7 protein-coding genes and 4 pseudogenes are annotated in these 12,947 nt (G+C 64.0%); 5 read left to right on the top strand and 6 right to left on the bottom strand.

From position 1 onward, the window contains the following. Positions 1 to 109 precede the first annotated feature (109 nt). The 4 genes and pseudogenes from eutC to RVF83_RS17790 all read right to left on the bottom strand — a co-directional run bounded on the left by eutC (position 110) and on the right by RVF83_RS17790 (position 4,844). Positions 110 to 883, bottom strand: a complete 774-nt coding sequence (gene eutC, locus RVF83_RS17805) for an ethanolamine ammonia-lyase subunit EutC (protein WP_005199588.1) — start codon at positions 881 to 883, stop codon at positions 110 to 112. Next, a pseudogene (locus RVF83_RS17800) lies at positions 880 to 2,290 on the bottom strand (ethanolamine ammonia-lyase subunit EutB). Before RVF83_RS17800 ends, eutC begins: the two are co-directional and overlap by 4 nt. Continuing rightward, positions 2,287 to 3,736 (bottom strand): annotated as a pseudogene (eat, locus tag RVF83_RS17795) (ethanolamine permease). The pseudogenes RVF83_RS17800 and eat overlap by 4 nt, the downstream one beginning before the upstream one ends. A gap of 217 nt (positions 3,737 to 3,953) precedes the next feature. Continuing rightward, positions 3,954 to 4,844 carry an SGNH/GDSL hydrolase family protein gene (locus RVF83_RS17790; RefSeq protein ID WP_005199585.1) on the bottom strand — a complete coding sequence of 297 codons (891 nt, stop codon included), beginning with the start codon at positions 4,842 to 4,844 and terminating at the stop codon, positions 3,954 to 3,956. Between the two features lie 252 nt (positions 4,845 to 5,096). Here RVF83_RS17790 and RVF83_RS17785 point away from each other — a divergent pair. From RVF83_RS17785 to istB, 3 genes and pseudogenes are all read left to right on the top strand, one after another. Beyond that, a pseudogene (locus RVF83_RS17785) lies at positions 5,097 to 6,380 on the top strand (IS3 family transposase). Between the two features lie 36 nt (positions 6,381 to 6,416). After that, positions 6,417 to 7,202 carry a Mu transposase domain-containing protein gene (locus RVF83_RS17780; RefSeq protein WP_005199582.1) on the top strand — a complete coding sequence of 262 codons (786 nt, stop codon included), beginning with the start codon at positions 6,417 to 6,419 and terminating at the stop codon, positions 7,200 to 7,202. Continuing rightward, positions 7,199 to 7,987 (top strand): IS21-like element helper ATPase IstB, encoded by a 789-nt coding sequence (gene istB / locus RVF83_RS17775; protein WP_005199581.1) that lies wholly within the window; start codon positions 7,199 to 7,201, stop codon positions 7,985 to 7,987. Before RVF83_RS17780 ends, istB begins: the two co-directional genes overlap by 4 nt. A gap of 25 nt (positions 7,988 to 8,012) precedes the next feature. Here the strand turns inward: istB and RVF83_RS17770 are convergent, their stop codons facing one another. Next, positions 8,013 to 8,459 carry a hypothetical protein gene (locus tag RVF83_RS17770; protein ID WP_005199580.1) on the bottom strand — a complete coding sequence of 149 codons (447 nt, stop codon included), beginning with the start codon at positions 8,457 to 8,459 and terminating at the stop codon, positions 8,013 to 8,015. A gap of 143 nt (positions 8,460 to 8,602) precedes the next feature. Between RVF83_RS17770 and RVF83_RS17765 the strand changes: the two genes are divergently transcribed. Next, positions 8,603 to 8,812: a hypothetical protein gene (locus tag RVF83_RS17765; protein WP_005199579.1), complete on the top strand. Its 210-nt coding sequence runs from the start codon at positions 8,603 to 8,605 to the stop codon at positions 8,810 to 8,812. Here RVF83_RS17765 and shbA read toward each other — a convergent pair. Further along, positions 8,751 to 9,332 (bottom strand): annotated as a pseudogene (gene shbA / locus RVF83_RS17760) (RNA polymerase sigma factor ShbA). The gene RVF83_RS17765 and the pseudogene shbA sit on opposite strands and share 62 nt — an antisense overlap. A 1,040-nt stretch (positions 9,333 to 10,372) precedes the next feature. Between shbA and RVF83_RS17755 the strand changes: the two are divergent. Next, entirely contained in the window at positions 10,373 to 12,919 is a 2,547-nt protein-coding gene (locus RVF83_RS17755; protein WP_341261963.1) for an ABC transporter permease subunit, read from the top strand. Positions 12,920 to 12,947: the final 28 nt, after the last annotated feature.

Here is a 12,947-nt window from a genome sequence, read left to right as displayed (position 1 = left end):
CGTCAGCAGCGGAATTCACGTGAGAAAAGATTACGGCACATGGCTTTTCGATCTGCAGCGGGGTCGCCCGAGTCCGCGTGGACCGCCGCCACTTCCTGGGTCATTACATCTAACCGTCCAGGATTCGCGCCTTGCTCTCGGTGAGTCCGCCGCGTGAGGTGTCCTTCAGTTCGACTCCGGATCTTCCGAGTTTTCGGGCGCCGTCTACCAGTGCGACGGTGATCGCGGCGGCAGTTGTGTAGTCGAGGCCGTCCGGAGGGTGGATGTTGGAGATGCAGTTGCGGTCGGCGTCAGTGCGTCCAGCTCGCGGAAGATAGGTGAGGTAGATGCCGAGACTGTCGGCGACCGACAGCCCGGGGCGTTCGCCGATGATCATGATCATCGTCTGGGCGCGGAGAGCTTCGCCGATGTGGTCGCCGAGTGCGACACGGGCTTGGCTCGCGATCACCGGGGGAGCGAGCGAGTAGCGCTCGCCGAGGGTGTCGAGGAGCGCTTCGAGCAATCCTCGTCCGTGGTCGGCGAGTGCGCGCGGCGAGAGCCCGTCGGCCAGCACGACGGCGAGGTCGGCGCCGGTGTCGGGCAGATGAGACAGGTCCGCGGGCTGTCGTCCGAGATCCGGTCGCCGCAGGTACTCGCTGCGGGAGTCGGCCTGGCTCTGCACATGGAGTGCTGGTTCGATGTCGAGATCACTGATCTGCCGGATCAGGTCGTCGACGTCGAGGGGTTCGTGCACGGCGTCACGGGCTGCGGAATGGGCAGCCTTGAACTCGAGCACTCGACGCGAGGGGAGGGAATTCCCGGCCCGCCCCAGGCCGATCCGCGCCTGTGTGGTCAGTCGTAGATCGGCCCAATGGTCCTCGGCCGGTTGGTTGGCGGCGTTCACCGGGCCGCCGTCAGTGAACGCAGGGGAGAGTTGACCATGTCGACGGGCAGAATTCGCCCGTCGGTGTCGGCCATCCCGAGTCCCGCCAGCCAGGTCTCGAACTCGGGAGCAGGACGCAGGCCGAGTGCCTGACGCACGTAGAGCGCGTCGTGGAAGGACAGGCTCTGGTAGCCGAGCATGACGTCGTCGGCACCGGGGACGGCGATGACGAACGCGGCGCCGGCGACGCCCAGCAGGGTAAGCAGTGTGTCCATGTCGTCTTGGTCTGCTTCGGCATGGTTGGTGTAGCAGACGTCGACACCCATCGGGAGGCCGAGGATCTTGCCGCAGAAGTGGTCTTCGAGGCCGGCGCGGATGATCTGTTTACCGTCGTAGAGGTACTCGGGTCCGATGAAGCCGACCACGGTGTTGATCAGAAGGGGTTCGAGGGCTCGCGCCACCGCGTAAGCGCGCGTCTCCAGTGTCTGTTGATCCACGGGTTTGCCGCCGGCGCCGAAATGCGCATTCGCCGACAGTGCGGAGCCTTGTCCGGTCTCGAGGTACATCACGTTGTCTCCGACGGTGCCGCGGTGCAGTGAGCGCCCGGCTTCGTTGGCTTCCCGCAGGATCGCCATGTCGATTCCGAAACTCCGGTTGGCGCCTTCGGTTCCGGCGATCGACTGGAACACGAGGTCGACCGGTGCCCCTTTCTCGATCAGCTCCACGGTGGTGGTGACGTGAGACAGGACGCACGATTGCATCGGGATACCGAAGCGCTGCCTGATGTCGTCGAGCAGGTACAGCAACTCCGACGTGGCGTGAGGTGAGTCGGTGGCCGGGTTGATGCCGATCACCGCGTCTCCGCATCCCATCAGCAATCCATCCAGAGTCGCCGCCGCGATGCCACGAGGATCGTCGGTCGGGTGGTTGGGTTGCAGCCGGGTGGCGATGCGTCCCGGCAGGCCGACCGTGGTCCGGAATGCTGCGGTGACCGTCGCCGCCGAGGCGACCAGGATCAGGTCCTGGTTGCGCATGATCTTCGATACGGCGGCAACCATCTCCGGGGTCAACCCTGGTGCCACAGAGGAGATCTGAGCGGCACTGTCTGCGCGGGCCGAGGTTTCGAGGAACCAGTCCCGCAGACCGCCGACGGTGAGGTGTGCGATCGACTGGAACGCCACCCGGTCGTGGGTGTCGATGATCAGCCTGGTGACCTCGTCGGATTCATACGGAACGACTTGTTCTTCGAGAAAGGTCGTCAACGGCAGATCGGCGAGTTGCCATGCCGCCGCGGCACGTTCGGCATCGGACTCGGCCGCACACCCCAGAGAGTTCGTCGCCGGAGCGGCGGGGAGTGGCCTTGGCCATGAGCTCGACCAGTCCGTCGAAGGTGTAGGTCGTGCCCGAGATCGACTGGGTGTAGATCATCGCAGGTCGTCCTCTGCTTCGGCGAGGGCAGCGAACTCCTCGTCAGGAGAGTTGGCGACGAGCTTGTGGCGGCTGTACACGGCGAAGTAGAGCATGAACAGGGCGAACACCCCGAGGCAACACAGGGCTGCCACCACGTCGACGAGGAACGTCGCAATGACCGCGACGACCGCGACGACGAGGGCGAAGCCGGTGGTCACGACGCCTCCGGGAGTGCGGTATGGGCGCTTCATGTCCGGCTCGCGGCGTCGAAGAACGATGTGGCTGACCATGATCAGCACGTAACTGGAGGCGGCACCGAAGACAGCCATGTTCAACAGAAGGTCGCCCTTGCCGGTCAGCGACAGCAGGAAGCCGATGATCCCGGGCACGATCAGTGCGAGCGTGGGCGCCTTGCGTCGGTTCGTCACCGACAACACCGTCGGCAGGTAGCCGGCTCGGGAGAGCGCGAACAGCTGGCGCGAGTAGGCGTAGATGATCGAGAAGAAGCTCGCGACCAGACCGGCAAGCCCGATGTAGTTGACCACCTTGGCCATCGACGAGTCGCCCAGGGCCTCGACCAACGGGTTTCCCGACTCCGACATCGGACCGGCACCACCCGCGCCGGTCGTCAGGAACAGCACGGTGACGCAGGTGACGAGCAGGACGCTGATCGCGGCGATGATGCCGCGGGGAACGTTGCGTTCGGGGTTGGCCGTCTCTTCGGCCGCCAGCGGTACACCCTCGATCGCCAGGAAGAACCAGATCGCGAACGGAATGGCCGCCCAGATCCCGATGTAGCCGAACGGCAGGAAGGACGACGACCCGGCGGCGTCATTGGGTGTGATGTCGGTGAGGTTGGCGACGTCGAAATGCCCGACGGCGGTGATGGCGAAGATGACCAGGCCGACCAACGCGATGGCAGTGATCACGAACATCACCTTCAACGCCTCACCTGCGCCGGACAGATGGATTCCGATGAAGATCATGTACACGACCAGATAAACCCACCAGCCGTCGGTGATCCCGAACAGGTTCAACGACTCGACGTAGGCACCGATGAACGTCGCGATCGCCGCCGGCGCGATCGAATACTCGATCAGAATCGCAGTGCCCGTGGCGAATCCACCCCATGGGCCGAGTGCGCGACGGGCGAATGTGTACCCGCCGCCGGCCGCGGGGAGAGCCGAGGACAGCTCAGCCATCCCCAGCACCAGGCACAGGTACATCGCGGCGATGATCACCGCCGCGATGGCGAGGCCGCCGAAGCCGCCGTGTCCGAGGCCGAAGTTCCAGCCCGAATAGTCGCCGGAGACCACATAACTCACACCCCAGACCGGCAAGCAACAGCCAGCCGGCGGTGCCGCCCTTGAGTTGTCGCTTCGCAAGATAGTCCGCCGACTCCGCGTGACTGTCCACGCCACCGATGTGGTGGTGCGGCGAACTCTGAGATTCCTCGATAGCCATGCCGGCCTCCTCGGGACAGGACGCAGACCCAGTTACCCAGGCCACAGTGGTCCGTAAACGTGACGCCTGACATTAAGGCGAGCAACGTTGCAATCGGGTTGGCCAGGTTCTGGCCTGTCCGAGTGGGGAGGGGTCATCGCAGGGCAAACCACTGCGGAGTCGGACCCGTGCCAGCCGTCGATCGACACACGAGGCGAGCAGGTACTCGAGGACCCCCTCAGCGCAGTGCGGCCACTACCTGATCGGCCATCGCCTTCTGCCCAGGTACATTGGCGTGCATCGCCGGGAAGCTGACCGCACCCAACGTCGGCTCGACCCAGCGCTGAGCGCCCGCGCATGCGTCGTGGCCGGCGGAGACCTTGGTCATGTCGACAAAGGTTGCGCGCGTGGCTTTGGCGGCGCGGCGCATGGCGTCGTTGAGGGCGACGAAGGCCCGGTGAAGGTATTCGGTGTCTCCGGGCGTCGTGAGCAACGACGCCGAGCACAGGGCAGTACCCCTGGCCGGGAAGATCTGCGGATACCCTACGAGCACGACGCGGGCTCGCGGCGCGGCGCGGTTGATGCCGCGCAACGCTTTCACGAGGTCGGGGTAGGTCGAGGACTTGATCTTGTCGACCAACGAGGTGCCGTACCTGTCGCGGCACGGGGTGGCCGCAAACGGTGCCGACAGCCAGGCCTGCTGGCAGGCTGAGGTCGCGAAGCTGAAGAACCCGTTGTTGTTTGCGCCGATCGTCATGGTGATCAAGCGGGTGGCCGGTCCCACCGCGGTGATCTGCGGCCCCTGCCACAAGTGTTGTGGCCGGGTGAGATCCTCGGTCGTCGCGCCCGAGCAGCTGGCGTCGGCGACCGTGGTCCCGCGTCGCTCCGCGACAAGGTGGGAGTAATTGACCAGCGAGTTCGAGCAGAACATTGCGGCATTCGTCGCCTGGGGGAACACCGATGCTCCTGCGCTGTAGCTGTCACCGAGGTTCACATAGGGGTGTCCGTCGGCGGCCTGGGCCCCGCCCGCATGGACGAGTCCGCCGACAAGCGCGGCGGCGGTGGCCACCGTCGTCAGCATCGTTCGGATGCCGAGGCGGCGTGTGCTACGGCCGTACGGCACGGGCATTCGGGCACTCCAGATCGTGGTGCTCAAGTTGCTGATGTTGCTGATGTTGCTGATGAGACTAGCATAGTGTGGCGGTGACCGACCCGCGCACGCCCACGGTTCTTCCTGGACCGAGCAGGTGGGTGACCTTGGAAGGGCGTAGGCCCCGACACCTTGAGCCCCTTGGGCAGGGCGGCCATGCCGCGCACAGCAGTCAGTGGTGAATCGCCCCGGGTTTGTCGGAGGCTCTCGAACCTGTGAAGGATGGAGAGTATGGCAGCACCACGGAAGTACAGCGTTGAGCTGAAGGAGCGGGCGACGCGGATGGCGGTGGAAGCCCGCAAGGACCCGGCCACGCGGCCGGGGGCGCTCAAACGGATCGGCGATCAACTCGGTGTGCACCCGGAGGCGCTGCGCACCTGGGTCAAGCAGGCCGAGATCGATGGCGGCGTTCGACCGGGTACCACGACCAGCGAGGCTGAACGGATCGCGCAGCTGGAACGGGAGAACCGTGAGCTGCGGCGGGCGAACACCATCTTGAAGCAGGCATCGGCTTTCTTTGCGGCGGAGATCGACCGCCCACAGCGCTGATCGTGGAGTTTGTCGCCACTCATCGTGGCGAACACGCCAGTCGATCCGATCTGCGCGGCCTTGCGCGATACGGCCGCCCAGATCGCTCCGTCCACGGTGCGAGCCCATCTGAGTTCTCGCCGAGTCGAGGCGCCACGGGTGGTCCGTGACCGCGAGATCCTCGGCGAGATCCGCACCGTGCATGCCGACAATCTCGGCGTCTACGGCGCCCGCAAAGTCCACGCCGAACTACACAGGAAGGGTATCGGCGTGGCCCGCTGCACCGTCGAACGATTGATGAAAGCTGATGGGCTACAGGGGATAACGAGGCTGAAGACACCCGCGACCACGCACAGCGAGGGGGCCGAAACTCCGCAGCCGGCAGATCGTGTCGAACGGCAGTTCACCGCGGCGGCGCCGAATGCGCTGTGGGTGGCCGACCTGACCTACATCCGCACCCACTCGGGGTGGGTGTATGCCCCATTCATCCTCGATGTCTTCTCGAGGATGATCGTGGGCTGGCAGGTCTCGACCACCATGCACACCGACCTCGCCCTCGACGCCCTGGACATGGGGTTGTGGGCCCGCTCGCGTGCCGGCCAGGACGTGGCCGGGCTGATTCACCACTCCGACCGCGGAGTGCAGTATCGAGCCATCCGTTACACCGAACGCCTCGCCGAAGCCGATGCGGTGACTTCGGTTGGCTCCAAGGGCGATTCGTACGACAATGCGATGGCCGAGGCGTTCAACTCGCTGTTCAAGGCCGAATGCATCCGCAACCCAATCATGCGCCCTCGAGGTGGCTGGGGCGGTGTCGGCGAGGTCGAGATCGCCGTCGCCGAGTACATCGACTGGTTCAATCACCGCCGCCTGCACGGCGAGATCGGACACGTCCCACCCGTCGAGTACGAGACCACCTACTGGTCGACCCACACAGTCACCAGCTACCGTGAAAACCCGGTCCCGGCAACCGCTGGAACCAACTAACCGAGCCTCCAACAAAGCCGGGGCGATTCACAACCGTTGTGGACCGAAGCCAAGATCGCCGCTGGTCGTGACGACGTGCCGCTGGATGTGCACGCAGCGAACCGGGCCGCGCGGGACTGGTGTGTCGAGGTCAACACCCGCCGCCACAGCGACACGCTGTGCGTGCCTGCTGAGCAACTCGATGTGGAACGAGAAGTGTTGTCGGCGTTGCCGTCTCTGCGTGCTCAGGTCGGTCCACCGCCGGTCGCACGTAAGGTCGACCGCCTCTCGTGTATCCGGTATGCCTCGGCCCGCTACTCAGTGCCCAACCGGCTCATCGGCACCACCGTGACCCTCATCCAGGACGGTGAGCGGCTTCTGATCGCCGAACCCGCCTCCGGTGAGGTGGTCGCCGAACATCTGTTGGCCGCACCTGGTGAGGTCGTCCTCAACGACGGCCACTACGGGGGGCCACGCACACCGCCCAGTCGTGCACCACGACCCAAAACCGCGGTAGAGAAGCAGTTTTGCGATCTCGGTGAGGTTGCTGAGCAGTTCCTGGTCGGTGCCGCAGCCATCGGCAACACCCGCCTGGGCGGTGAACTCGATGACATCCTCGGGCTCGTCACCTCCCACAGCCGCGAACAGGTGCTCACCGCCCTGACCCGGGCGGTGGCGTTCCGGCGGTTCAAGGCCGCCGATGTCCGCTCGATCCTCGATGCCGGAGCCGGCACCCCCAACCCGCGACCGGCCGGCACAGCACTGTTGGGCCACCTGCCAACCGCGCCCACCCGCTCGCTGGATGCCTACAAGCTCGGCGCCGGCGACAAAGAGGTGTCATGACCAACACAACATCGAAACCAGTTACATCCCAAACAGTGCCGCCACTACCGGCCGACCTCGACCAAGCGCTACGCCGATTGAAACTGGCCTCGATCCGCCGCAGCGCCCCCGAGGTCCTGCTCACCGCGAAAACCCAGCGGTGGACACCCGAAGAAGTGCTGCGGACCCTGGTGGAAACCGAGATCGCCGCCCGTGATGCCTCCAACATCCGCAACCGACTCAAAGCTGCCGGGTTCCCGGTCACCAAAACCCTGGAATCGTTCGACGTGGCCGCATCGTCCATCCCGGCCAACACCTTCGAATACCTGTCCTCACTGGAATGGGTACGAGCACAACACAACCTAGCCCTGATCGGCCCAGCCGGAACGGGTAAGAGTCACACCCTGATCGGGCTGGGGATCGCCGCAGTGCACGCCGGGCACAAAGTGCGGTACTTCACCGCCGCTGACCTCGTGGAGACCCTGTATCGCGGGCTCGCCGACAACACCGTCGGCAAAACCATCGACACCCTGCTGCGCCAAGATCTGCTCATTCTCGACGAGATTGGATTCGCCCCGCTCGACGACACCGGCACCCAACTGCTCTTTCGGCTCGTCGCCGGCGCCTACGAACGCCGCTCACTGGCGATAGCCAGTCACTGGCCCTTCGAGCAATGGGGACGATTCCTGCCCGAATACACCACCGCCGCCAGCATCCTCGACCGGCTACTGCACCACGCCACCATCGTCATCACCGACGGCGACTCCTACCGCATGACACACCGAACGGAGGTACCACCCACCTAGAACATCCCGCACAGGGTGGGGACTTTTACCTGGCCACCAGCGGGGACATCAAACTGGCCGTTGACACTCGGCCCACGACCGCCAGCGAGGTGCCCTTCTTGGCAGCGTCCAGCGATCCGGAGTTCACGTAGCCCAGTCGGCCGGTGTCGGAGTGCACCGCCACGAAGTCGGGGCTCTTGACGCCGTCGCGCTGGCTGGCCGGACCATATGAACGGCCACCGACACTGAAAGTGGATTTCGGGTCGGCGCCGCGTTCACTCTGCGCGATGGCCGAGAGCCGGGCTGTTGAGGCCGGCGCGGTGTAGTTGATCGGGTTCGACGGGAATGTCACGTACTCGTTGAACTGGGAGTCGTCGAATGCTTTGACGAAGCCGTGGCTGTTGTAGGACCCGGTGCCGCAGTGAGTGTTCGACTGCGACTCGACCGACGAGGTCCACGTCGTGTTGTAGACGTAGTCGACGACCTCGCACATTACGCCACTTTTGAACAGCCGGGTCCGCACTGACATGTACGAGGGCCCCACGGTGTTACCGAACGACGTCCACATCCGTGTTTTCGCTTGCACCTTAGGTGCACCTACCGACAAGTGTAGGCGTTACAACCTGAGAAGTAGCGGTGGGAGAGCTGCTTCGTATCGAAATCCAGTCCTCGATCGTGCTGATCGCCCTGCCGGCGAACCGCCTCCCACTGCTGGGCACCGAGAAGAGGCTGGCCCTCCAGCGCCCCGATCTGCCGGACGAGTTGCACTCGGTGGCTGTCGCAATCAAGCCAGATCAGCAATTCCTCCTTCGCTCCCTCCTTCGCTTCTTCTCAGCTCGACTTTGAGTCTGGCTAGAGCTCGGTGCTGGGCGACGCGGACCGCGCCCGGGGTGCTCCCGACAGCGTCTGCGGTCTCCTCCGGCTGACAAACCCACAATCAGCCTCAGAGCGAGCACCTCACGCTGCTTTCTCCGGCAGAGTAGTCAACAGCTGACGCATCCGGCGGGTGGCGTCGGCATCCAGTGCAGCTCGTTCCGGGTCACCAGCGCCGGCGACGGTCTCGGGAAGGTTTTCGGCCGGATCGGACTTGACCTGCCCCTCCACCCGGATGGCATCCGCTACCTTGTGCGCCGCAACAGTAGACAAATGCCATGAACGGCTTGCCCTGGTCCTGGTACCGGGGCAGGGCAGTCATCACCGCCATCAACGCCTCCTGCGCAATGTCATCGGCGGAGAACAAATGCCTTTCTCCGATCCCAACTCGCCCTCGGCAGTAGCGCAGAATAGGCTCTTGCACACTTGCGAGGACCGCCGTGAGCGCGGCGCTATCGCCATTCTGTGCGGCACGGACTTTGTCATCGAGTATCGCAAGCGACCCGCCTTGAGGTCCTGGCTCGTGCTGAGCACGGTGTGCAATCGTCCTGCCCACGACTGCACGCTCGCGCGTGCTTTCCTCGGAGACATGATCCTCGCTGAGCCTATTGTCTTCTGAGTCCGCTGCTTGCGGCGGCCCTACTGCTGCGTCAGCAGACTGTGCTAGAAGCGTTGCTCGATGGCTGATCTCGCGAGCAACTGTCGGAGATGTGCGCTTGCGCAATGCTTGGGCACCTGTAGTTCCGAGCGATGACCGCTCAAGCAGATCCTCGATGCTCATGTATTCGTCGGTCATCGTCGCTCACCTCCTCTACCTTCTTGCCGCTTGGGCGCGGGATGGTCTTTCCTGTTCTTCACCCGCAGGCGATACAGAGCGCCTTCAACCGCTTTCGCGGATGTGGCCCCAGTGATCTCAGTGATCTCCGCGAGCTCAAACCCGGCCGCTCGAAGAATCACCATCTCCTTTTGGCGAGGGGACACCTCGTCAAGCCTCCGGATGAGGGAATCGCGGTCAAGAACCATGTTCTCGGGCGAGTGGATGCTCGTGGACCAGCGAGCATCGATAACGTCTGGAAGCTCGGTCAGACCACTCCGGCGAGCCTCTGCTCGCTGGTAACGCTTGAACTCATTTGCGAACACTAAGACGCATGCACCCATGAAGTACGTGGACAGCGAAGCCTCACCGTCAGGATCTCACTAGGTCATCAGCATGGACTCTTGGGGGGGAGAGATCCAGTGACCTTTGTAATCAAGTTGTTACACTGAATGTTTCGTTGCTGATACAGCCGGTGTCAGAGAACCGAGCACCCCGGCAAGTTGTGGCGATCATGACTCCACAGAGAGGGGATCGTCGCTAACCACGGACCGGCCGTTGGCTGGTTCACCCGAGACTGCGCCGATGGCGTTCCCGTGCCCAATGGCGCGCCGCACTGTGAACGACATCAATCCGGACCAAGGGGGTGACGTACGTCGCAGCATCATCTAACATCAGTGTCACCTTTCAAGTGGACTCCGGTGAGGAATGTCGTCACAATGCAGCATCTGGTGTTTTTGCTTCTCGGACTAGGAAACGGCGCAGTTTTCGGTGCCTTGGCCCTTGCAATCGTCCTGACGTATCGCAGCTCCGGGGTCGTGAACTTCGCGACTGGAGCGATCGCGCTGTACACCGCGTACACATACGCCTTTCTTCGGCAGGGGCAACTCCTCGTACTGATACCGGGCGTGGACTCGATCGATCTGGGCAAATCGATGGGAATGTGGCCTGCGATGGCCCTGTCGCTCATCATCGCCGCGCTGCTTGGACTGGTTTTGTATCTGCTGGTCTTCAGGCCATTGCGTACATCACCTCTGGTGGCGCGAGCAGTGGCCGCACTCGGCATCTCGCTGCTGATCGCCGGCCTGGTGGCCCAGAAACTCGGTACGGACCCGGTCGAGGTGAGCCCCATCTTCCCGACGGACGTCTGGCAGGCCGGTGACCTGCAGTTGTCGGCCGACCGCTTCTACTTCGCGCTGACCATCGTGGTGCTGTCCGTGCTGCTTGCACTGGTCTTCCGCTACACCAAGTTCGGGCTAGCGACCCGGGCATCTGCGGAGACCGAACGCGGCGCGTATGTCAGCGGGATCTCGCCCGACCGCATCGCTGCATACAACTGGATGCTCAGTTCTGCGGTCGCGGGTCTGGCGGGAATCCTGATTGCGCCGATCGTCCCGCTGGTACCGGTCGCCTACACCCTGTTCATCGTGCCGGCGCTGGCCGCCGCGATCTTGGCACGCTTCGACCTCGTCGTGGTCGCAGTGTTCGCCGGTCTCGCCGTGGGCATGCTGCAGTCCGAGGCGCAGTACCTGGCATCCCAATACGACTTCTTGCCGTCCGCCGGTTTGCCCGAACTGGTGCCATTGGTCTTGATCCTGGCGGTGCTGCTTATCCGTGCCAAGCCGTTGCCTGCACGTGGCGAGATCATCCTGCAAACCCTGGGACGCGCCCCCCGGCCACTTCACGTCGCTCCTACCGCTGTGGTGATGACGATCGTCGGCATCGTGGCTCTGGTCCTGCTTGAAGACCGCATGCGCACGGGGCTGATCGTCAGCTTCATCATGGCCATCATCGCGTTGTCTTCCGTCGTGGTCACCGGGTACGCCGGTCAGGTATCGTTGGCCCAGTTGACGATCGCCGGAGCCGCGGGCTTCCTGCTCGGACCCATCGCCAACACCTTCCATCTTCCGTTCCCGATCGCTCCGCTTGTGGCTGCGATCTGCGCGGCATCGCTCGGCGTTGTGATTGGACTTCCGGCCCTGAGGATTCGAGGTCTCACAGTCGCGGTGGTGACGCTGGCAATGGCGTTTGCGGTCGAAGCGATCTGGTTCCGCAACGGCGACATCGTCGGCACCAGTGGCGTCGAGGCGCCGAAACCCAGCCTGTTCGGATGGGACCTGAGCATTGGTCAGGGCCTGGCGTATCCGCGGGTGACGTTCGGTGTGCTGGTGCTACTGGTGTTGGTTGCGGTCGCTGTCTCGGTCGCGCTGCTACGGCGCAGTCGACTCGGGACCGAGATGCTAGCAGTCCGGGCAAACGAGAGATCCGCTGCCGCAGCCGGTGTGAGTGTCGTCCGGGTCAAGATTTTGGCTTTCGCGATTGGTGCGTTCATTGCCGGCATCGGCGGCTCATTGCTGGCCTACCAACAGCAGACCGTGACATTCGACTCGTACTCGGCGATGGCCGGCGTTGCGCTCTTCGCCACGGTCTACCTGGCCGGTATCACCTCGGTTGCCGGCGGCATCCTGGCGGGGGTCTCCGCCGCGAACGGGCTGATATTCATCTTCGTCGACGAACTGTGGTCGGTGAGTGGTTGGTATGTCGTGGTCTCCAGCATCCTGCTGATCTTCACTGTGATCCTCAACCCCGAGGGCATCGTGGGCCCGGCACACAGTGTGTTGGCGAACCGCCGGGCCGCAGCGCTGCGGGACAAGGCCAAGGCCTCTCCGGATGCGCACGCCACGGATGCCATTCCCACCGAGGAGCTTCCGGCCCAGCCGCGGGTTCTCGACCGGACGGGGCAGTCCGAGCTGATCCTCACCGATGTGTCGGTGAAATATGGTGGTGCGGTTGCGCTGTCGGACGTATCGGTAGATGTTCCGAAGGGTGCGCTGGTGGGGCTTATCGGGCCGAACGGTGCCGGAAAGACTACACTCATGGATGCCATCACCGGATTTGCGGACTACACCGGCGACGTCACACTGTCGGGGTCGTCCATGGGCGGACTCGCCCCGCACAATCGGATTCGTGCGGGCCTCGGCCGTACCTTTCAGGCGATCGAGCTGTACGACGATCTCAGCGTGACAGAGAACGTCAAGGTGGGCCGAACGGCCGCAGTGCATCGTCCCGACGTCAACACCGAACACACCGATACCGGCCACCTCACGGAGGTATTCGAACTCCTGGGTATCACTGAGATCAGTGAGCGCCCAGCCGGCGAACTGTCACAAGGACAGCGTCAGCTGGTATCGATCGCACGGGCTCTGGCCGGCTCACCCCAATCTGTTGCTGCTGGACGAGCCGGCAGGTGGCCTCGACAGCACTGAGAGCCGTTGGCTCGGAGAACGACTGCGA

The organism is Gordonia rubripertincta, from assembly GCF_038024875.1.
Taxonomy (GTDB): Bacteria; Actinomycetota; Actinomycetes; order Mycobacteriales; family Mycobacteriaceae; genus Gordonia; species Gordonia rubripertincta.
Note: the sequence above shows the minus strand (reverse complement) of the source record. Positions and strands in the feature narration are given on the sequence as shown.